Source organism: Pseudomonas sp. BS-2016 (genome assembly GCF_001806145.1).
Taxonomy (GTDB): Bacteria; Pseudomonadota; Gammaproteobacteria; order Pseudomonadales; family Pseudomonadaceae; genus Aquipseudomonas; species Aquipseudomonas lundensis.
Genome location: NZ_MLCT01000013.1, coordinates 163,340 through 184,609, shown reverse-complemented (window position 1 = coordinate 184,609; position 21,270 = coordinate 163,340). Strand labels below are relative to the sequence as shown.

Sequence of the window (21,270 nt, the reverse complement as noted above, 5' to 3'; positions counted from 1 at the left end):
TGCTTATCTCGCAGGGAACATCTTGAGCACGTGGCCCAAGCGTTCATTTTGTTCTGGAGTGATTTCATTACCGGAGCCATGCCCGGCGTTTTCCATCGTGATGTAGGCCACGCCGCTCAGCCAGTCGCCCAAAAATTGCTGGGCCTGATTCGCCGGTTGCGCAGGCAGAATCGGCAGCTGGTCCGGGGCCACGTCGCCGTAAAAGGCAAACAACGCCTCGCGATTTCCGGCATGGCTTTTCGGGCGCTCGGCCACAGGCTTTTGGGTGTAACCGAACCAGGCCACGAAGTCGCTCAGTACGCGCTGTACTTCCAGCACCTGACGTTCAACCATCTGATCGCGGCGTGATCCGCTTTGCGCGCGTTTGAGCACGGCGTCGCGCAGTTGACCGGGCAGATCGAGGCGATAGCCGCTGGTGATGAGTTCATCCACCAGCGCCTCAATCGACGGTTTGTCCAGTTGCAGCACGTCCATCAGGCCCTGACGGCCCGGGATCGCACGCAGGTAGGCAATCCAGTCCTTGAACACCGCACGGGCGAATTTGTGCTCGTTGCTTTGCAGTTCCGGGGCCTGGTTGGCCTCGGCCGCCGCGGCGACCGGCGCATCGAAGTCCACCGACAGATCCCCGAAGCTGTCACCGAAATCAAAGTCGCTGCTCGGCGCGTAGAGCTGCGGCTTTTTCTCCACCACCTGGTCGGCATCGTCTGCCGGTTCGCTGTCGTCCTCGTCATACACGCCGTTGAGGTACAGCTCGCGGATGTCTTCGTTGGGCAATTGCAAGGTGTTGATCAGCTCGCCCAACACCGGGCCGCGGCGCTTGAGCTGGGCCAGAATCATCTGCGCCTGCTCGCGCTTGGCGGCGCTGGCGTCATCGCCATCGGCACGGTACAAGCGGCTCAAGGCCTTGAGCGTGTCGCCGTTGAGCGTCTGTTGCAGTTGTTCGCGGATGCGGCTGAGTTTGAACTCCAGTCCCGCCAGTTCGCTGAAACTTTCGCTGAACCGGGTGATGCCGCCATCGTTGAGGGTCAGCATCGCGTCCCACGCCTGATCGACGTCTTTGACGTGCTTGCTCACCAGCTCCGCCTTGGCGAAGGTCTTGCGCATCAGCGTCAACTGCTCGCCGCAGCTGTCGGAGAACTGCTGCTCGTCCTTGCCCACAAGGTTGATAAACGGCGTCGGCATACGCGGTTTACGCACCAGATAGGTGTTGTTGAACGCCTGGTCGTTCTTCCAGTTGGCCATCCACGGGAAGCTCTTGAAGCGCTCCAGCATGGTGCGCGTCATCATGCCTTCCCACTCTTCGTCCAACTGAAGCGCGGATTTTTGCAGGGACTGGGCGATGCACTTGTCGAACATGGTCAGGGCCCAGATCAGGCCGGTTGCACGGCCCGCACGCTCTTGCGCGGTCTTGCCCTGAGTGACTTCAATCCAGCGGCTGAGCACCGGGCCTACGTCATTCACGTCGCTCTGGTTGGTGGAACCGGTACACACCACCAGCGCGTTCATTTCCTGATCGTCGGTGTAGCGTTCGAACAGGTAGGCCACCTTGCCCCGCAGGATCAATTGCGAGACCGAGTTTTCCTGACCGTTTTCGCTGGAGATGCTGCTGATCTGACGTCGCCCGCGGTAGCCGGGGAAGTCGAGCAGGTCGACTTGTTCAACGATTTTCGCGTTCGGGGTTTCAACCAGCCGAAAGGTCATTTCCGCCGTCAGCGCCGCCAGCTGGGCGATCGGCAGGGAGTTGGGGTTCTGCAGGCGGCCGTCGGTGAACGGACGCACTTCGACCGGCAGATCCTGCGGGCCGCCGAAGCGCTCCAGGATGTCGACGCTCATGATGCTGTTGCGGCGGCTGTATTCCTCGCCCTGACGCTCCACCAGCACCGACAGCGGCGCGAACACGGTGGCGGGCATGCCCAGGCGGTTCAGTGAACCCGCCAATTGCTGATACACACGGGTCAGCGCGCTTTGCTCGCCCCACAGGATCGAAAACAGCTCGCCACGCTCCTGGAAATTCAGGCGCGGGGCCAGCTTGATCACTTTGGGCCAGTAGTGATGGGTCAGGGCCTTGAGGGATTTTTCGAAGCTCTTGTTCAGGTAATCGAGCAACGAGACTACGTCGTCAGCGTTTACACCCGGCTGCAAAGGCCCGGTTTCACGGCCTTCGAAGGGCTTGAGCGCTTTGCGGATGCACTCTTCGTCGATGACGTAATTGACCTTTTCCTGATCAAAATCCTTGAACCAGGTGTTGGCCAGAATTTTCGCCAGCTCGATTTCGTTGAACAGTTTGAGCTCGACCGGGAAGTTATCGTCTTCGCTCTTTTTCGCCAGACGGCTGAAACGCGTGACCAGCCCGGTGGCTTCTTTACCGCCGCCGCCGGGGTTCACGTGCTCGATGAAGTCCATGCGCTGAGGGCCGAAGTCGGTTTCCAGCGTGCCTTTGGGGCCTGCGGCGAGTGCCGAAATCAGAAAGGACTTGCCCGCCTGCGACAAGCCGAAAAACCCGGCCGTCATCGGCGTGGTCGCCACACGGCTCAGGCTCTTGGCCTGATTGCGCGCCTTGTGCAGTTCCAGGCTGAGTGCGTCGGCTTCGCTGTCCAGGCGCGGGGCGGTGACACGGGTTTTCTCAACCCAGTCCAGCGCCTGACCGGCACCTTCATACACCGCGGCCCAGCTGTCACGCAGCGTTTGTTGCTCAGGGGTCAGGTTGCTCATTTGCGTTTTACGCTCCCGCTGTCCAGCCAATACTTGTTGTCGCTCAAGCCCGCCACCAGCAACGTGTTGAGTTGCAGCAGCAAGTCACTTTTGCGGAACTGCTTGTCGGTGTTCGATTCCACCTGGTCGATACTCAGCAGGTCACTGAGCTGTTCCTGACGCTTCATTTGCGTGGTTGGCTCAAGCACTTTGAAGGTGACCTTGACCACCGGCATCTCGCCTGCCACCACCGGCCGCGCTTCGGAGAAACGCTGACGCCCCGACGGCGTGAAACTCAGGGTGTACAGCGGCGAGGCGGACCAGCGTTCGGCTGCCAGTTGGCGGAAGCCCAACCGCATGTCACCGCGCATTTCCAGCGCAGGCGTGCGGGCGTCGAGGCCCTCACCGATTTCAGGCAGCACAATGCGCCCGTCCGCCGACTTCAGGTCGCGGTACAGCACGTCGGCGTCGGTGATGATGTTGCTCAGGTCGATCACGCCCAGGTGCTTGATGGTCGAATAGGGCTTGAGTGCCGAAGAACGGAAGTAGAAGTTCGGCACGCTGTGATTGGCGCACAGCAGGCACAGCATGGCGCCCACCGAGGCGGTGCTTTTCGGGTCGTCGATCAGGCCGTTCTTGTGGAACGGGTACCAGCCGCCGGTGCGGTAGTTTTGCAGCGCGAGAATGCGCCCCGGTGGCAGCGGCAGCATTTTGCGGATAAACGCTTGAATGCCCGGCAAGCGGGACGGGCGGCCGGTCAGCAGCAACATGTCGCACGGGTAGTGGGCGATCACTTCACACAGCGCACCGAGGATTTTGGTGATGTTGATCTGGCCGTTGAGGAACGCGCCATGCATCACTTGCAGGTCAAAGGTGATGGGGGTCTTGCACAGGTCGAAATCGGTCTGGCCGCCCAGCTCGCGGCGTACCGCGCTGTTCACGTAATCGAGCACGCTCTGGCTGATGGCGTCTTTGCCCAGCAACTCAAGGTAGGTGTGGGTGCTGGCAACGACCGGGAACTCCGGGTTGTAAAGCTCGTACTGGCGCAGCAGCTCCAGCCCCAGCGGGGTGAACACCTGCAAGTTCAGTTGCTGGCGCAGCACCATGTCTTGCGCGCTGCCGGACTCGGCGCCGCACAGGCGCGACATCAGCGAAGCCGGGGCTTTTACGCCCGCGTCCTGCAAAGCCTTCTCGAAGCTGGGCAGGATGAATTCCTGAATCACGTCAAGCAGGATGTCGTCGCCCGCCACCTTGAAGCCGTCCCGAAAACGCTGTTCCGGCACGATGTGCACGTTACTGCCGCTGGTGGCGTTGCCCGCACGGTCCAGCCGGTAGTCGGTGATGACCAGGTCAGTGGTGCCGCCGCCGATGTCGATGGTGGCCAGCGTGATGCGCTCACGGTCTGTCTTGCCGGGGCGGGAAATGGCGTCGAAGAACTCTTCGGGGTGGCCCGCGAAGTTTTCGTTCACTTCGGTGTAGAGGTACACCAGTTGCCCGCACGACGCCTCGTCCCACTCCACGCGCACTTTAGGCAGCGGCGTGGTGGACGGCGCGGCGTCCTGATCGTAAGGGTCCAGTTCATCGGTTTGCCAGTTCAGGCTTTTCCACACCAGGCCGATGGCGTGGCGCATGCGTTTCTCAAGGATGCTGCGCTCGGCCTGCGGCATGCCCGGCGGCACGGTCAGCGTGATGCTGTTCAGGCGACGCGGCACGCGGGTATGACCCTGGCGCGAACGCTGGGCAGGGCTGTTGATTTGCATCAGCGCCTGCGCCAGCACTTCGGCCAGCATGAAGGTCATCAGCGAGCTGCGTGAGTAACGCGGCATGAACACGGGCAGCTGTTCGTCAGGGTCGAGGCTGTACAGCGCGTCGCCGGTCTCGTTAATCAGGTGCGAAAACGGCGCGGCGGTGGCGAACGGCTCCTTGTCGGTCTTGACGTAGGCGCAGTTGAAGCGCCAGCCGTGGTCGTACGTGTTCTCATCCCACAGATAGCGTTTGGGGCTCGACAGCCCGGTCGACCCTTCGGTGCCACGGCGACGGCTGGCCAGGCGCCCGGCTTCTTTGCCCACGCGGGCGATAGTGGCCCACTGGAAGGCATCGTGACGGCCGCTCTTGACCGAGCAATGGTCCTTGCCAAACGAGGCTTGCGCAAACTCGACGCGGCTTTCGAACGCATCGTTGTAGGTGTGCTCGGGGGTAATCAGGTCACGCAACTCAAGCACATAGTTGTCCTTGAGGCCCGAACCGGTCTGGCCGTGGTCTTCGATGAGGATCCCGCAGGTGCGCGAGTTGCCGACGTCGAGGACCAGGTCCACCGGAATCGGCGGCGTGACACCGCTGCCGTGGCTGGCCACGACCTTGAGTTCCGGCACTTTGACCTGCGGCGGCGGGGTGGTGTTGTCGCGCGTGGTGCACGGTTCCATGAACAGGCTGAGCAGGTTGAGGTAGTGCGCCTCGGGCCAGCCTTCCTTGATGTCTTTTTCCAGCTCGTCACGCGGGGTTTTCGCGTTGCCTTCCTTGAACACCTCCAGCAGCCATTCCTTGACCCAGATCTGGTCGAGGAACCAGCGCGCCTGCTGCGGCTTGCACGCCAGTTTGAAGGTGACGCCCGAGCTGGCGTCGTCCTTGTTGGGGCCCAGGTAGAGGCTGGTGTCGTGCTTGTCCATGGTGCGGGTGTCGAATGCCAGCGTCAGGCGATGGGTATTGCCATCGACATCCGGCTCGGCCAGGCGCACCAGGCGCATGCGCGACCAGTTGGTCGGGCCTTGATCAAAGGTGTACGGCGGGCGGTGACGGAACACCGGAATCGGCAGCCAAAGCCCGTCGTAGAGCTGCAGGCTGCTGTCCATGCTGATGTTCAGGGTGCTGCGCGCTTCGACGGTTTTGCCTGGCTCGCTTTCGTAAAAGTAGCTGGTCAGGCCATTGCGTTCGCCTTCTTCAAGGCGGCACAGCAAACCGTTGGTCAACGGCGCGAAGTCACCGGAGGGCAGCTTTTTCGGGTCCAGTCGCAGGGCGAAATCCATGAACTGGACGCCGGTGTCACCCACGAGGATGACGGTGTCTTCAAATTGGGTAACTTGAGGCAGCATGTCAGAGTCTTCCGGTCATTATTCGCCCGTCTGGCGCATGGAGATGGGGAATTTCTTGTCTTCGTAAACGCCGGTGCAATCGGCAATGCTGCGGGCACCCTGGCGGCAATCGATCTGCGGCATCTCGTAACTGCTGCCGTCGCTGCACGCCGCCTGACCCTGGCTATTGATCGCCAGACTGCCGCCCTGCATCGCAGCCGATACCGGGCCGGTGCAGTTTATGCCATTGGCCTTGCGCACAATCACGTCGCCTTTGCCGTCCTTGAACTGGTATTCAAGGCGCAGTGGCTTGCCGGTGTTTTTGTCTTGAATGCCCGCACCTGCGCGGTAATGGCCATTGAGGAAGTCCGCCTGACCATCAGGGCTTTGTGCCGGGATGGTCAGCGGTTCGCCGGGTACATTCGGCGCTGGCGGTGGCGTCGACGCTTGCGGCTCATCCGGGATCTGCGGCGGGGCAGGTGGCGTTTGGTCGGCAGCCTCGGCTGGCTCGGCTGCATCCGGCGCTGACGGCTCGTCTGCAGGGGCAGGCGGCGCGGCGTCAGGCTCCGGTTGCGGCTCGGGCTCGGGCTCGGGCTGAGGCTGAGGCTCAGCAGCGGGCTGCGCATCCGGCACGGTGGGCACCTGAGCATTGGGCACCGAAGCCCCCAGACCTGCGCCCGGCACGGTGGGGCCACCATTGGGCAACGACAGGTTAGCGTTGACGTCAGGGGCGGGCACGCTCACGTCAGGCACGTTCACATCCGGCACGGTGGGCCATATCTGCGCGGGCAAGCCCAATTGTGGCGCGCAGCCGCGCAGGCCAAACAGCAGCAGGAGCAACAACAGCAAAAGCAGCGGCAACAGCCACCACCAACGACGCCACCATGGCCGCGCCACCACCGGCAACGGTGCAGGCGCCGGGACGGGTTCGGCAATCGGCGGCACCACGGGCGCAGGCGTGACCAGCGGCGCGGCCTGCGGGCGCAAGCAGTGCAACGGGTCCATGTTGTGATCGGCCCCGGGGCGACGGAACCCCCAGAACGTCAACACGGGTTTGCCGTTGACCAGGTACACGTAATGTTCGTCAGGGAAAGGCAGCACGTGCCCCAGCAGTTTGCCGAACACGGTGCGGTCGACAGATGGCTTGGTATCGCTGTTCGGGTCGAGGTAGGTGGCACTGAGCTGATTGAGGAACGCCTGGAGCTTTTCCAGCTCGCCGACGGCATGGGCGCGCTCATCAGGGGTGGCGCTGCTCCAGGGGATCACATCGCCCGGCAGCTCGCTGTACCAGTCAATGTTGTCGCCCAGTTCATCACTTTGCGGGATGGCCAGGTGCTGAGCCATCTCTGGATTTTTGCGGCGAATGGCTTCGCGTAACTGCAGTGCTGCCCGGTAAACCGGCTGTCCGGTTTCACCAAGGGCTGTGAAATCACCGCTTTTACCACTGCGTAGAAGTGCGCCGCGCATCCGAGCTCCATCTTTTTAAATTCGCGCGGTTAAACCCGGACGTGTGCCCGAACCGCTTCCCTGATTAAGCGCGTGACAGTACTGGCTAAACGATATCGGAGTCAATTAGCCATTAACTGATGCCTGTCATTTTCAACGCTTTGGCAGGCAAGCAGGCGCAAGGCAAAGGGCCGTGACGCCCTAAAGCGTACGGCGCAGGGTGTGAAGGATGGCGCGCGGTGTGGCTTCAGCCACTGACCGGCCGATACTGCAACGCCTCGGCCAGATGCCGGCGTTCTATCGATCCAGCCCCTTCCAGATCCGCCAGCGTGCGCGCCACTTTCAACAGGCGATGCGCCGCGCGCAACGACAAGGTCATGCGCTCGCAGGCGTTTTCCAGCCAGGTGTTATCCACAGCCGTCAACTGACAATGGCGGCGCACGCCGGGCAAGTCGAGAAACGCATTGGCGCAGCCCTGGCGCTGAACTTGCCGCCCACGGGCCAACGCCACCGAGGCGGCAGCCGTTGCGGTGTTGTCGCCCGATTGCGCGAGCGGATTGAGCGAGGTGGTTTCACGGGCCACGGTCAGGTGCAGGTCGATACGGTCCAGCAGCGGACCGGACAGTTTGTTGCGGTATCGCTGGATCTGCTCCGGCGTGCAGCGGCAGCGCCCGGTGGGCTCTCCCAGAAAACCGCAGGGGCAGGGGTTCATGGCGGCCACCAGCTGGAAGCGCGCCGGAAAACGCATGCGGTCTCGCGCTCGCGCTATCACGATAAAGCCCGACTCCATTGGCTCGCGTAAAACCTCCAGCACCTTGCGGTCAAACTCAGGCAACTCATCGAGGAACAAGACGCCGTGGTGGGCCAGCGTGATTTCACCCGGCTGCGGCCTGGAACCTCCGCCCACCAATGCCGGGCCGGACGCGGAGTGATGGGGCTGACGAAAGGGGCGTTGCGGCCAACTGCTCAGCGGCTCATGGCTGGCCACGGACTGAATGGCCGCGACCTCAAGCGCCTCCTGTTCATCGAGCGGCGGCAGTAAACCGGGCAGGCGGCTGGCCAGCAGGGTTTTACCGGTGCCGGGCGGGCCTGTGAATAAGAGGTTATGGCTGCCAGCGGCGGCGACCAGCAGAGCGCGCTTGGCCGATTGCTGGCCTTGTACATCGCTCAGGTCGGGGTACGGCTTACTCACTTGGAGCAGGCCGCTGGCGATGTAAGGCTCCATCACCGTGCGGCCCGCAAAGTGCGCGACCACTTGCAGCAAATGCTCGACCGCAATCACCGTCAACCCGGAGGCCAGACAGGCTTCCTCGGCATTGGCCACGGGCACCACCAGCGCACGCCCCGCCGCCCGGGCAGCCAAAGCAGCGGGCAGAACGCCCTGGACCGGACGAATCGCCCCCGACAGCGCCAATTCACCGAGAAATTCCACGTTTTCCAGCGCCACGGCAGGCAATTGCCCACTGGCCGCCAAGATCCCCAGCGCGATGGCCACATCAAAACGCCCGCCGTCCTTGGGCAGGTCGGCGGGCGCGAGATTGAGCGTGATGCGGCGAGCCGGGAAGTCAAAACCGGCGTTGAGGATCGCACTGCGCACCCGGTCTTTGCTTTCTTTGACGGCGGCTTCAGGCAAACCGACCAGTGTCAGCGCAGGCAGGCCATTGGCCAGGTGCGCTTCGACGGTGACTACAGGCGCCTCAACGCCCACCTTGGCACGGCTGTGAACAATCGCCAGAGACATGACTCACTCCTTGAGTTCGCAAAAAACGCATCCTGCGCGAATTGACGCTCATGGGAGGAGGTTGAATGGATACGGAATGTGAACAGGCGCTGCGTCACGTGCTGGCAACCCAGCCGCCGGACACCCACGGGCTTCAGGGCGTCATGCAAACACGTCCGTTGCCCACAGGCACGGGTGCGCGATTACTCGGCAGGTGGCAGCAATCGGGCTTCCATTTCGGCCACTTTGGCTTCCAGTGTTTCAAGGCGGGCACGGGTGCGCGCCAGTACCACCATCTGGCTGTCGAACTCTTCACGACTGACCAGATCCAGCTTGCTGAAGCCGCTTTGCAGCAGGGCTTTGAACTGGCTTTCGATTTCATTGCGCGGCAAGGCGGTGTCGCCATTGAACAAACGAGCAGCCTGGCCACTCAGGGCATCGAGAAAATCTTTGGGCGCGAGCATGGAATAGGTCCTTAACACTGATGGCGGCGAGTGTATCACGGGGTTTCAACCCTAACGGCGCCGGGGGCCGTTGCACATTTTATGAGCATGCCATCCCCCTCCCGCGCACTGTTTTTGTGCACAAAAACCGTACTTCTTCCGGCTGTGCTTTCTCTACACCTGATAAGTCGCTGTAATTTCTGACTTTTCCAGACATGGCAAGGTTTCTGCTAAGGCAGTAATGACTCATGCACTGATGCAGTTGCTGTGACGAAGGCAGTGCGGCAGGCGGATCAAGGGATGTTTTCGTCACCAGCAGTTAACTGAGGTTGAACGGCCTGAAGAAGGCTGACGACGCGTTACAAAGCCAGACACTGCGCTTAGACTTGGCCCGGGTTTGTTTTCCTGGGGCAAGTCCACCAATTCGGGAGAAGTTTCATGAAGCTAGTCACCGCCATTATCAAGCCGTTCAAGTTAGACGACGTGCGCGAGTCGCTGTCCGAGATCGGCGTGCAGGGCATTACCGTTACTGAGGTCAAAGGCTTCGGCCGGCAGAAAGGCCATACCGAGCTGTACCGCGGCGCTGAATACGTGGTCGATTTTCTGCCAAAGGTGAAGATTGATGTCGCCATCGACGACAAAGATCTTGACCGGGTTATCGAGGCGATAACCAAGGCTGCCAACACCGGCAAGATCGGTGACGGCAAGATTTTTGTGGTCAATCTGGAACAGGCTATCCGCATCCGTACCGGCGAAACCGATACCGACGCCATCTAAGCCGCCAAACCCCAACGCCCCAGGAGAAAACACTATGACTCTGCGTAAATTCGCAGGGCTCGGAGCCCTGTTGTCTGTCGTAATGCCCGGCCTGGCCATGGCGGCAGACGAAGTGGCCGCTCCAGTCCTCAACTCCGGCGATACCGCCTGGATGCTGACCGCAACGGCCCTGGTGCTGTTTATGACCATCCCCGGCCTGGCCCTGTTCTACGGCGGCATGGTGCGCTCCAAAAACCTTCTTTCTGTGATGATGCAGTGCTTCGCCATCACCGGCTTGATCAGCATTCTGTGGGTCATTTATGGCTACAGCATCACGTTCGACACCACCGGCATGGAGCAGGGCGTCACCAACTTCAACTCGTTCATCGGCGGGTTCGGCAAAGCGTTCCTGGCAGGCGTCACGCCCGCCAGCCTGACATCGCCCACCGCACTGTTCCCGGAAGCCGTGTTCATCACCTTCCAGATGACCTTCGCCATCATCACCCCCGCGCTGATCGTCGGCGCCTTTGCTGAGCGCATGAAGTTCTCGGCGATGCTGATCTTCATGGGCGTGTGGTTCACCCTGGTGTATGCGCCCATCGCGCACATGGTGTGGAGCGGCAACGGCGGCCTGATGTGGGACTGGGGCGTGCTCGATTTCGCGGGCGGCACCGTGGTGCATATCAACGCCGGTATCGCGGGCCTGGTGGCGTGCATTGTGCTGGGCAAGCGCAAAGGCTACCCGACCACCCCCATGGCGCCGCACAACCTTGGTTACACGCTGGTCGGTGCCGCGATGCTGTGGATCGGCTGGTTCGGCTTCAACGCAGGTTCTGCCGCAGCCGCCAATGGCACGGCCGGCATGGCGATGCTGGTGACCCAAATTGCGACCGCCGCCGCGGCGCTGGGCTGGATGTTTGCCGAGTGGATCACCCACGGCAAGCCAAGCGCGCTGGGCATTGCCTCAGGCGTGGTGGCCGGTCTGGTGGCCATCACCCCGGCGGCTGGCACCGTAGGCCCAATGGGTTCGATCGTGATCGGCCTGGCGTCGGGCGTGATCTGCTTCCTCTGCGCCACCAGCCTCAAGCGCAAACTGGGCTATGACGACTCGCTGGACGCCTTTGGTGTACACGGGGTGGGCGGTATCGTTGGCGCCATCCTCACCGGCGTATTTGCCGCCCCGGCACTGGGCGGCTTCGGCACGGTGACCGACATCGCGGCCCAAGTCTGGATTCAGTGCAAGGGCGTAGCGTTCACTGTCATCTACACCGCGATTGTGACCTTCATCATCCTGAAAGTACTGGATGCCGTGATGGGGCTGCGGGTGACGGAGGAAGAGGAAGCCGTAGGCCTGGATCTGGCGCAACACAACGAGCGCGGCTACAACTTGTAAGCAGCCCCTCGAAAAAAATACCCGGCCTGCCGGGTATTTTTTTGCCCGGAATGTGGCGCCATTCGCATCAAGAGAATGATTTTTCCTACACCTTTATGCAGTTATCAGATCTACGATGAAATGTAAGACGAACACTTACATCACAACTCGACTATTAGCTGCTTTGCTTTTTTCTTCAGCACGCTAGAATGCGCGCCGAAGGGCGGAGTTAAGCGCCCGAAAACCACGAAGGCACGGATCATCTCCTCAGGCTTTCAAGGTCAGCGTACCAAGGCCCCGCGCCAGGTACCTGACACGCGTTTATTTAATGAGCGAATGCCCTCAACGGCACTCGTAAAGTCCTACCGCCTTCCAAGGCGAAGAGGCGTAAGCCGCGGGTAATCCGGGGCTACTTTTTCACCAGCGGCGGTCCACGGTGGGCGTAGCTGGTCTATAACTAATCTGCTTTACGTAAGTCATGGGGTAGAACATGAGCGACGATGATCTGGAAAATGATGACCTCGAAGTAGGTGACGAAGACGAAACCGAAGAAGGTCTTGAAGCAGCCGCCGATGACGTGGCTGACGACGACGGTGGCGACGATGTGCCGGTCCCCGTGGCCAAAGGCAAATCCAAGGCAGCGGTGTCGGTCGATGACCTGCCCAGCGTAGAAGCCAAAAACAAGGAGCGTGACGCTCTGGCTCGCGCCATGGAAGAGTTTCTTTCCCGTGGCGGCAAGGTGCAGGAAGTCGAGGCCAATGTGGTGGCAGATCCACCCAAGAAGCCTGACAACAAGTACGGCAGCCGTCCTATTTAAGGTCTGTTGTTTGCTTGAAAAAAAAGCCCGCCGTCGCTGCGGGCTTTTTTGCGAGTGCCGGGAATGGATCCGGGCCAGTTGCCGAGGCACGAAGCCGTAACCCGGCTCCCGCACCACCCCTCAGCGGCGATAAACAGCTTTAACCAAAGTGCTTGAGCACCTGAGGCAACTCGCTCAGGCAGCCGATTTCAGCGTCAGGACGCGTGTCGCCTTCCCAGATGTTGCCACCGGGGTTAAACCAGACGGCGCGCAAGCCGGCCTGCTGGGCGCCAGCGATGTCGTCGCCCGGATGATCGCCCACATGCACGGCAGCACTGGCCTTCACGCCGCCTCGCGACAAGGCTTCGTGGAACAAACGTGCATCCGGCTTGGCGATGCCGATGTCTTCGGCGCACAACACGAACCTGAAGTGATGCCCCAAACCGATGCGCCGCACGTCGGCATTGCCATTAGTGACAACCCCCAGTGCGTAATCGCGCGCCAGTACCGCCAGCATTGGCTCGACCTGCGGGAAAACCTCCAGCGCGTGGCGGGCCTCGATGAACACCTCAAACGCCGCGTCTGCCAACGCGTGTGCGTCAGCGTATTGCGCCTCCCGCAGGGCGTGGAACAGTACGTGCCGACGCAGTGCACTGATTCGGTGCTTGAGGTGTGGGTTTTCACTTAAAACCTGCTCGCGAATCGCCTGGAATGTTCCAGGTTCAAGAGCGCCCACATCCGGTGCGTTTACAGCCAGCCACTGCCGCAAGGTCTCTTCGGCCCGCATGATCACGGGGGCGGTGTGCCACAGCGTGTCGTCAAGATCGAAGGTAATCAGTTCAATCGTCATTCACTGCCCTTACTGCGTTTGGCCCGTGGGTGGGCGCTGTCGTAGACGGTCGCCAGATGCTGGAAGTCCAGATGGGTATAGATTTGCGTGGTTTTGATGTCCGAATGCCCGAGCAGCTCTTGCACCGCGCGCAAATCCTGAGAGGACTCTAGCAAATGGCTGGCAAACGAATGGCGCAGCATGTGCGGATGCAGGTTTTGCCCCAACTCGCGCTCGCCCGCAGCCTTGACGCGCAGTTGAATGGCGCGAGGCCCGAGACGGCGCCCGCGCTGGCTGACAAACACCGCGTCGTCTTCAGGGTTGGCCAGCGCCCGCAAAGGCAGCCAGACCTGTAGCGCCTCGCGGGCCTTTTGCCCGACCGGCAGCACACGCGTCTTGCTGCCTTTACCCAACACTTGCACCAGCCCGTCAGCCAGGTCCAGTTGATCCAGATTCAACCCCGTCAGCTCCGACAGGCGCAGCCCGGAGGAATAAAACAATTCCAGAATCGCCTGATCGCGCTGCGCGAGGAAATCCTCTTCCACGGCGCCTTCCAGCAGTTGCAGGGCGCGGTCGGTGTCGAGGGTTTTGGGCAGGCGACGTTCGCCTTTAGGCGGCGCCAGACCGTTGGCTGGGTCGTGATCGCACAGACCTTCGCGGTTGAGGTAGTGATACAACCCGCGAACGGCCGACAACAACCGCGCAATGCTGCGCGAAGACTGTCCCTGATGATGCAGGCGCGCCACCAACTGACGCAGGCGTTGAATATCCAGGGCCGCCCAGCTGGGGATGGCTTCTTTGCTGCAAAACGCCACGACCTTGCCGAGATCGCGGCGGTAGGCTTCCAGCGTGTGGGGCGACACTTGGCGCTCACTGCGCAGGTGAATGCAGTAAGCGTCCAGTTGCCGTTGCATGCCTAGCGCACCGAGCGCAGGGCGTTGGTGAAACGCGGCAACACGCGACCCAGCACTTCAGCGATGTAGCTGAGGAACAGGGTGCCCACCGAACTTTTGTAATGCTGCGGATCGCGGCTAGCGACGGCCAGTACGCCGTGCAGGCCCAGATGGTTGAGGGCAACGACAGCGGTCGAGCCGATTTGCTTGCGCTGCGCTTCTCCGAACAGGAAGTCCAGTTCATGCTGGCGCAGGCTGCCACTCACGGCCTTGCCTTCGGCCAGCAACCCCCCGAGGGCACGCTGGGCGTCCGCGCTATTGACCCAGCGCCCCACCGGCATCGGGTTGTCACCAAACAGCACCAAGCTGACGAAGGGCACCTGAAAATCCTGTCGCAGGCTGTCTTCGACGGCGATCACCAGTTCTTCAAGGCTGGTGGCGTCCATCAAGGCCAGGTTCAGGCGACGGGTTTTCTCAAACAGGCGATCATTGTCGCGGGCCACATCCATCAGTTGTGACAGGCGATGGCGCATCTCGATATTGCGGCCACGCAACAGCTCAAGCTGGCGCTCCACCAACGACACCGTATCGCCGCGCTGGTGAGGAATGCGTTGGGTCAACAACAGTTCTTCACGCTGGCTGAAGAAGTCGGGGTGGGCCTGGAGATAAGCCGCCACGGCCGCAGCCTCGGGGCTTTGATCCTGGACATCGAGGTCTGCTGACTGTGGCTGGTCGGTCATCGTGTGCGCTCGCTCATAAACGGACTTGTCCTTCGTAAACACGCATCGCCGGGCCGGTCATGATCACTGAATGACCCGGACCTTCCCACTCGATGGTCAAACGACCGCCGGGCAGATCCAGCGTCACCGGGGTGTGCATCCAGCCCTGAAGGATGGCAGCCACCGCCGCAGCGCACGCGCCTGTGCCGCAGGCCTGGGTTTCCCCGGCGCCACGTTCCCAGACACGCAATTGCGCGCGGTGACGGTCGATGACGTGCAAAAAGCCGACATTGACCCGGGCCGGGAAGCGCGGGTGGTGTTCAATTTTCGGGCCTAACTCATGAACCGGCGCGGCATTGATGTCGTCGACGCGCAACACCGCATGCGGGTTGCCCATGGAGACGGCGGCCAACTGGACCGTCTGGCCATCGACGTCCACGTCATAGTTCAGCGCCTGCGCATCCGCCACAAACGGAATCTCGGCCGGCACCAGACGCGGCGGGCCCATATCCACGCTGATCTGGCCGTCACTGCGCACGTTCAGTTCAATGATGCCGCTTTTGGTTTCGACCTTGATCTGACGTTTGGTGGTCAGGCGCTTGTCGAGCACAAAACGGGCGAAACAGCGGGCACCGTTGCCACACTGCTCAACCTCGGAACCGTCGGCGTTGAAGATCCGGTAACGGAAATCCACCTCCGGGTTGCTGGGCGCTTCAACGATCAATAATTGATCGAAGCCGACGCCCGTGTGCCGGTCGCCCCATTGCTTGGCGTGCTTGGGCAGGATATGCGCGTGCTGGCTGACCAGGTCAAGAACCATGAAGTCATTGCCCAGGCCGTGCATTTTGGTAAAACGCAGCAACATGGGTTCACTCCGGCAGCAGGCTTTCGCCAGCAAACAGCTCGGCAACCGTCTCGCGACGACGCACTTCGAACGCCTGATCGCCGTCCACCAGCACCTCGGCCGCACGGCCACGGGTGTTGTAGTTAGAGCTCATGACAAAACCATAGGCACCGGCCGAATGCACCGCCAGCAGATCACCTTCGGCCAGCGCCAACGGGCGGTCTTTGGCCAGGAAGTCGCCGGTTTCGCAGATCGGACCCACGATGTCGTAGGCACGGGCTTCAGTGTCGCGCGGGCGAACCGCCGTCACGTCCATCCAGGCCTGATACAGCGCAGGGCGGATCAGGTCATTCATCGCCGCATCAACGATGGCGAAGTCTTTGTGTTCGGTGTGCTTGAGGTACTCGACCTGTGTCAGCAGTACGCCCGCGTTGGCCACAATGAAACGGCCCGGCTCGAACACCAGCGCCAGATCACGGCCCTCGATGCGCTCACGCACCGCCTTGATGTAGTCGGCCGCCAGCGGAGGCTCTTCATCGCGATAACGCACGCCCAATCCACCGCCCAGGTCGATATGGCGCAGGTAAATCCCGCAGTCGCCCAACCGGTCGATCAACGCCAGCAGGCGGTCGAGCGCATCGATGAACGGGTCAAGGGTGGTCAGTTGCGAACCGATGTGGCAATCGACGCCGACCACTTCGAGGTTCGGCAACTGCGCAGCACGGATGTACACATCCTCTGCGTCCGCGATGGCGATACCGAATTTGTTTTCTTTGAGGCCAGTGGAGATGTACGGGTGGGTGCCCGCGTCCACATCCGGGTTGACCCGCAGCGAGATCGGCGCACGCACGCCCATCTCGGCGGCCACGACCTGCAGGCGCTCCAGCTCGTCGGTGGACTCGACGTTGAAGCAATGCACGCCCACTTCGAGTGCGCGACGCATGTCATCGCGGGTCTTGCCGACACCGGAAAACACGATCTTGTCAGCCGAGCCGCCTGCGGCCAGCACACGCTCCAGCTCGCCACGGGACACGATGTCAAAACCGGCGCCCAAACGCGCCAGGACATTGAGTACACCCAGGTTGGAGTTGGCTTTAACCGCAAAACACACCAGATGCGGCATGCCGCTCAATGCGTCGGCATACGCGTTGTATTGCGCCTCGATGTGGGCCCGGGAATACACATACGTGGGCGTACCAAAACGCTCGGCGATGGCCGTCAGCGAAACACCTTCAGCGAATAACTCGCCGTCCCGGTAGTTAAAAGCGTCCATGGTGTTCCCTTATCAGTGCTTGTGCGGTTGCGACGACTTCGCTTGGTCTTCAGGGGACTTGGTGTCATCGGGCAGGTACAGCGGACCTTTTTGACCACAGGCAGAAACAAGGCAAGCAACCGCGACGAGCGCAGCAATGGAAGAGATCAGGCGCTTCATGGCGAAATCCTTTGAAAAGCTTTAATTGCGCCCGAGTATACCGAGCACCCACCGGCTTGCCTATGCAGCAGAGCGGTCGCGCAAAAGCACCTGTGCGGATAATCAGTCCTGTGCCAGCTGCGGGTCGGTTGGGGTTTGCAATCGGTCTGGAGCGCCCGTATCTTGCGATCTCCGAGCATGACTAGACATTACGAGGTTCCACCATGAGTTTGACTGAAGCCCGTTTCCACGATCTGGTCGATGCAACCCAGCAAGTCCTGGAAGACGTTTTTGACGATAGCGGTCTGGACATGGACCTGGAGAATTCGGCCGGTGTACTGACAGCCACATTTGAAGGGGGCCAGCAGCTTATTTTCAGCCGCCAGGAGCCTTTGCGACAGCTTTGGCTCGCGGCACGGGAGGGCGGTTTCCACTTCGATTACGACGAGGAGGAGTCACGCTGGCAGTGCGACAGCTCTGACGAGTTACTGAGTGAAATGGTCCAGCGCCTGACGCAGGCATACACCGGCGTCGAGCTGGATTTTGACGAGATTTAACTGTGACTGCCCCTGCTAAACCTGCAAAACCGCTGTACAGCAACGTCAGCCCGGCGGTGCCGTCGCCTTGCATCAGCACGTGCCGGCTGGATGAACACAAAGTGTGTCTGGGCTGCTTTCGGCATGTCGAAGACATCCGCGAGTGGCGTTCGGCAGACGACCAGCGGCGCCGGGTGATTTGTGAACAGGCGCGTCTCAGGCGCGCCCCGTAATCACGGTTACAGGCTGCAACGGCATCGGCCGCTGGCTTGTGTATTTATTTTGCTGTGGTAGTGTCCGGGTTCGCCTCGCACTAACGAGGTTGGTCAAAACCCCGCCATTTTCTGGCGGGGTTTTGCTTTTTCGTGCAGAAAAAAGGAGTCTGCCAGGTCATGACCACTTCACCCCAACCCTCCATCATCCTCACCCGCCTGGACGTCCAGCGTCTGGAGCAATTGATTGAGTCCCTCGACGATTCGTTGCCAGGCGTCGTCGCGCTGCAAGAAGAACTTGATCGTGCCGAATCGGTTGTAGGCCATACCGAAGTGCCTGCAGGCGTTGTCACCATGAATTCGCGTGTGCACTGCCGCGAACAGGGCAGCGGCAAGGATTACCACCTGACACTGGTTTACCCCAAAGACGCGAACGCAGACGAAGGCAAGATTTCGATTCTTGCACCCGTCGGCAGTGCCTTGCTGGGTCTTCAGGTCGGCCAACATATCAACTGGCCAGCACCGGGCGGCAAAACCCTCAAGCTGGAACTGCTGGAAGTTGAATACCAGCCTGAAGCCGCTGGCAATTACGACCTTTAAGCCTCAGACCTGCGCCAGCGCCTCGTTGAGCGCCTGCTCCAGATCCGCCTTGTAGCGCAGGCATAGATGGCTCGGGCTGTGGCTTTCGCCCAACAGCCCCGATAAATCCAGATCAGTGATGTAACAGCGGTAGCGCTCGGTTTCACGGCGCTGCCCGACAATTTCCCGCGCCACCGCTGCGTATAACTGATCGCCATGGTCCATCTGGCTGAACTCACGCTGGTTGCAGAACAGCGTGACCCATTGGCCACCATGCGCGCCTTTACCGACCACCGCTTGCACCTCGTAGTAAGGCGTCAACGCCGCACTGGCGGGGATGCGCCGCGCTTCAACGCTGCGCGCCCGGCCCTTGCCCGACGGCAATAGCTGGTAATACAACAGGTCCAGTGGCGGGGCGGGGCTCTCGTCTTCCAACGGCTGGCACGCTTCCCGACGAAACAACGACGCCTGCAAAAAACGCTGCAAGGGCACCAACAGGCTCATCTCGTCATGAAACGAAACGGTCTGCTGCCACAGCACATTGCACTCGTCGAGCACGCTGAGGTCGGCCTCACCGTCATTGAGTCGATAAAACACTTGAATGGCCCCCGGCTTGCCTTTGGGCAGGATCAGCCCCAGGTCATCCTCGCCTAAAGCCATCGGGTCCAGATGCACCGGCCGATACGTTGCCAGACTCTGGCTCAGATAGCCGGCCAGTGCGCTGCGGTCCGCCAGGGCCACGTGGTGTACGTGCTCTTTGGTCAGCTCCAGCACATGTAAACGCTGCTCGACTTGCACCACATACCGCAGCGCTTGCCCGCTGGCACGCAGCGCCTGTGCCGTATTGAAAATCCCTTCCACCCGATGCGCGATAAATTGCGCCCGGTTGTGGCACAAGCAGCGCACGCGCAACTGCGGGGCTTCACGCCCGGTCGGTTGCGCATTGAGGTAGTCCGCCAGGCATTCAAACAGCGCATGTTCGCCATCGAAACGGCTGACGATGACCTCGTTCCAACTGTTGAGCGTGACTTGGTCCAGGGTCAGCACCAGGTTTTCGCGCACCCCGGCGTAACTCAGCGAATCCGTGCGTTCGGTGGTCATCAGGATATTCATTTCACGGTGATGCTTGAGCGGGTCAATTCCGACGTTGACCACAATCAGCACCTGCGCCGGCACACTGGGCCGCAACAACTGCGTTTCGTCCACCGCCCCCAGCGGCAACGGAATCAGTTGCTGCAAACACCCCAGCAGGTTGAACAGTTCGTACTCGCTGACATCCGTCGTGCCGGGGTTGAGGGCCAGACGGGTGCTGTTGTCGATGACCCCGTTGCGATGGCACCAGGCCAGCAACTCAAGCAGCGCAGGGCTGCGCTTGATGACCGGCGTGTGCTCCCACTCGTGCACCGCGAGGTTGCCGCGATAGACGCCCCAATGAAACTCGCCGGGTTCTTTCTTGTTTGGCGAGTGCACCAGTGTCAGCAGGTCTTGCGCCAGATTGGGCGCAATGCCGGGGTTGATGTGGTCGATCTTGCCGGCCTTGCGCTCAAACGCGGCGTACAACCGTCGCCCCAGCACATTCAAGTCACGTTTGTTGGTCAGCCCGGCGGCTTGCTCATCGCGGGCAAACTGGCTCAAAAAGCGGTAGCTGTAATTGAGTTCGTGCACCAGCGCCCGGCGTTCATGGACCGCCTGTTCGGCCTTCCATACCGGGCGGCTGTCGAGCCAGGCCAACTGTCGCTCATCCCAGCCCCACTCCCGCGCCAGACGCTCCAACAACTGGCGCTGCCATTGCGTGCCGCGTTGGGCGAGGGTGCCGGTCAGCTTGCGGTTAACCTTCAGATACAAACTGCGGCGCACCAGCTCCAGCCGCTCGACGTCGCCCCGCGCCTTGAGGTACTGCTCAATGCGCCGGTACACCACCACATACGGGTCGAGTTCATCGAGGTCCAGCTGATGGGCATACACCGCCTGCTTGAAGCGCAGGCTCAGGCACTGCACCTTCGGGTGTTCACTGGCATACACCTCGATCAGCAGCAGTTTGAGCACCGACTTGTAGGGCGACTCAATCCCTTTGAACAACTGCCACAACCCGGCCCCCACGAATTCGCCGGGCGGGATGTGTGCCAGATGCCCCAGGTCGACGGTTTCGTCAGCCCGAATAAAACGCTTGGAGAGCAGGGTGTGGGTAAATTCGGCGTAGTTGGCCTCTTCATTCGCCGGCACCCACCACCACATCGGCGTACGCCCCGCGAGCCAAATGGCGGTGCGATAAAACTCATCCAGCAATAAATAATGCTGCGTCGTACCGCAATCGTCCGTGCTCAGGCGGGCATCGCGTTCGCCAAGGGCAAAGCGGGGCGCATCAATCAGGAAAAAATGCGCATCGGCGCCTAAACCGGCGGCCCAGGCTTCCAGCAACTGGCATTTCTTGCGTAACTCTTCGAGGGCCACTTCACTCAGGTCCGGAGCATGGCAAATCCACACATCCATGTCGCTCTGATCGGTCTGTGCCAAAGTTCCAAGGCTGCCCATCAGGAACAGGCCGTGGATCGGCAACTGTGCCGTGGGCGTGCGCGCCTTGTAGGAAAACGAGCGGGTCAGGCGCTGGGCTTCGGTCAGGGCAGGGCCGTCGGGCTCATACCCGGCAACCCCGGCAGGCGTGCTGCCCGACACATAACCGGGCAACAGCGGGTGATTCACATGAAAAAACAACGGCAGCAGGCTCAGCACCGTTTGCTGACGCGGGGTCAGGCCCTCCGTTGCCCGCAGCAGGCGTGCGCGATTGACGTGAAGAAACCGCTCACGCAAATGAGTGAGTGTCTGTCGGTCAATACCTTCATTCAGATCTATCTGAATTTCCTGGGTGCGCGTCATATCAAACTCAAACCGGCTCGCTAGGCGAGAAAGAGAAGGGAGGCAACGTAGGGGGGAGTCTACAGCGAGAGTATGAAAAGG

The 21,270-nt window shown here is 61.1% G+C and carries 18 protein-coding genes; 6 read left to right on the top strand and 12 right to left on the bottom strand.

The window, feature by feature from the left end:
• Window positions 1-3 precede the first annotated feature (3 nt).
• The 5 genes from BKD70_RS02795 to BKD70_RS02775 form a co-directional block, all read right to left on the bottom strand.
• On the bottom strand, window positions 4-2,712 hold the full coding sequence (locus BKD70_RS02795) for a putative virulence factor (RefSeq protein ID WP_047278839.1): 2,709 nt from the start codon (window positions 2,710-2,712) through the stop codon (window positions 4-6).
• Window positions 2,709-5,780, bottom strand: a complete 3,072-nt coding sequence (locus tag BKD70_RS02790; RefSeq protein ID WP_047278841.1) for a virulence factor SrfB — start codon at window positions 5,778-5,780, stop codon at window positions 2,709-2,711. Before BKD70_RS02790 ends, BKD70_RS02795 begins: the two co-directional genes overlap by 4 nt.
• 18 nt (window positions 5,781-5,798) lie before the next feature.
• Window positions 5,799-7,226: an SrfA family protein gene (locus BKD70_RS02785; RefSeq protein WP_047278842.1), complete on the bottom strand. Its 1,428-nt coding sequence runs from the start codon at window positions 7,224-7,226 to the stop codon at window positions 5,799-5,801.
• 226 nt (window positions 7,227-7,452) lie between these two features.
• Complete coding sequence (locus tag BKD70_RS02780) at window positions 7,453-8,946, bottom strand: YifB family Mg chelatase-like AAA ATPase (RefSeq protein WP_047278844.1); 1,494 nt, start codon at window positions 8,944-8,946, stop codon at window positions 7,453-7,455.
• Window positions 8,947-9,128: 182 nt separating this feature from the next.
• The gene (locus BKD70_RS02775) at window positions 9,129-9,389 is read right to left on the bottom strand and encodes an accessory factor UbiK family protein (RefSeq protein WP_047278846.1); all 261 of its coding nucleotides are present in this window, start codon (window positions 9,387-9,389) and stop codon (window positions 9,129-9,131) included.
• A gap of 417 nt (window positions 9,390-9,806) precedes the next feature.
• On the opposite strand from BKD70_RS02775, the gene glnK reads away from it, so the two are divergent.
• The 3 genes from glnK (at window position 9,807) to sutA (ending at window position 12,313) form a co-directional block, all read left to right on the top strand.
• Window positions 9,807-10,145 carry a P-II family nitrogen regulator gene (gene glnK / locus BKD70_RS02770; RefSeq protein ID WP_002555808.1) on the top strand — a complete coding sequence of 113 codons (339 nt, stop codon included), beginning with the start codon at window positions 9,807-9,809 and terminating at the stop codon, window positions 10,143-10,145.
• 34 nt (window positions 10,146-10,179) lie between these two features.
• On the top strand, window positions 10,180-11,517 hold the full coding sequence (locus BKD70_RS02765) for an ammonium transporter (RefSeq protein ID WP_047278849.1): 1,338 nt from the start codon (window positions 10,180-10,182) through the stop codon (window positions 11,515-11,517).
• A 469-nt stretch (window positions 11,518-11,986) separates the two neighbouring features.
• Window positions 11,987-12,313, top strand: a complete 327-nt coding sequence (sutA, locus tag BKD70_RS02760) for a transcriptional regulator SutA (RefSeq protein WP_047278851.1) — start codon at window positions 11,987-11,989, stop codon at window positions 12,311-12,313.
• Window positions 12,314-12,452: 139 nt separating this feature from the next.
• Here sutA and BKD70_RS02755 read toward each other — a convergent pair whose 3' ends face one another.
• Genes BKD70_RS02755 through BKD70_RS24060 form a run of 6 tightly spaced genes read right to left on the bottom strand, consistent with a single transcriptional unit; the run spans window position 12,453 to window position 17,009 of the window.
• Complete coding sequence (locus tag BKD70_RS02755) at window positions 12,453-13,142, bottom strand: HAD family hydrolase (RefSeq protein WP_047278853.1); 690 nt, start codon at window positions 13,140-13,142, stop codon at window positions 12,453-12,455.
• Window positions 13,139-14,035 carry a tyrosine recombinase XerC gene (gene xerC / locus BKD70_RS02750; protein WP_047278855.1) on the bottom strand — a complete coding sequence of 299 codons (897 nt, stop codon included), beginning with the start codon at window positions 14,033-14,035 and terminating at the stop codon, window positions 13,139-13,141. Before xerC ends, BKD70_RS02755 begins: the two co-directional genes overlap by 4 nt.
• A 2-nt stretch (window positions 14,036-14,037) precedes the next feature.
• On the bottom strand, window positions 14,038-14,754 hold the full coding sequence (locus BKD70_RS02745; RefSeq protein ID WP_047278858.1) for a DUF484 family protein: 717 nt from the start codon (window positions 14,752-14,754) through the stop codon (window positions 14,038-14,040).
• A 13-nt stretch (window positions 14,755-14,767) separates the two neighbouring features.
• Window positions 14,768-15,598 carry a diaminopimelate epimerase gene (gene dapF, locus BKD70_RS02740; RefSeq protein ID WP_047278860.1) on the bottom strand — a complete coding sequence of 277 codons (831 nt, stop codon included), beginning with the start codon at window positions 15,596-15,598 and terminating at the stop codon, window positions 14,768-14,770.
• 4 nt (window positions 15,599-15,602) lie between these two features.
• Entirely contained in the window at window positions 15,603-16,850 is a 1,248-nt protein-coding gene (gene lysA, locus BKD70_RS02735; protein WP_047278862.1) for a diaminopimelate decarboxylase, read from the bottom strand.
• Window positions 16,851-16,862: 12 nt separating this feature from the next.
• Entirely contained in the window at window positions 16,863-17,009 is a 147-nt protein-coding gene (locus BKD70_RS24060; protein ID WP_047278864.1) for a lipoprotein, read from the bottom strand.
• Between the two features lie 203 nt (window positions 17,010-17,212).
• On the opposite strand from BKD70_RS24060, the gene cyaY reads away from it, so the two are divergent.
• From cyaY to rnk, 3 genes are all read left to right on the top strand, one after another.
• Window positions 17,213-17,545 (top strand): iron donor protein CyaY, encoded by a 333-nt coding sequence (gene cyaY, locus BKD70_RS02730; RefSeq protein WP_047278866.1) that lies wholly within the window; start codon window positions 17,213-17,215, stop codon window positions 17,543-17,545.
• Window positions 17,546-17,547: 2 nt separating this feature from the next.
• Window positions 17,548-17,757 (top strand): DUF1289 domain-containing protein, encoded by a 210-nt coding sequence (locus BKD70_RS02725; protein WP_047278869.1) that lies wholly within the window; start codon window positions 17,548-17,550, stop codon window positions 17,755-17,757.
• A 159-nt stretch (window positions 17,758-17,916) separates the two neighbouring features.
• The gene (rnk, locus tag BKD70_RS02720; RefSeq protein ID WP_047278871.1) at window positions 17,917-18,336 is read left to right on the top strand and encodes a nucleoside diphosphate kinase regulator; all 420 of its coding nucleotides are present in this window, start codon (window positions 17,917-17,919) and stop codon (window positions 18,334-18,336) included.
• A 3-nt stretch (window positions 18,337-18,339) separates the two neighbouring features.
• Here the strand turns inward: rnk and BKD70_RS02715 are convergent, their stop codons facing one another.
• The gene (locus BKD70_RS02715) at window positions 18,340-21,189 is read right to left on the bottom strand and encodes a class I adenylate cyclase (protein WP_047278873.1); all 2,850 of its coding nucleotides are present in this window, start codon (window positions 21,187-21,189) and stop codon (window positions 18,340-18,342) included.
• Between the last annotated feature and the right edge of the window lie 81 nt (window positions 21,190-21,270).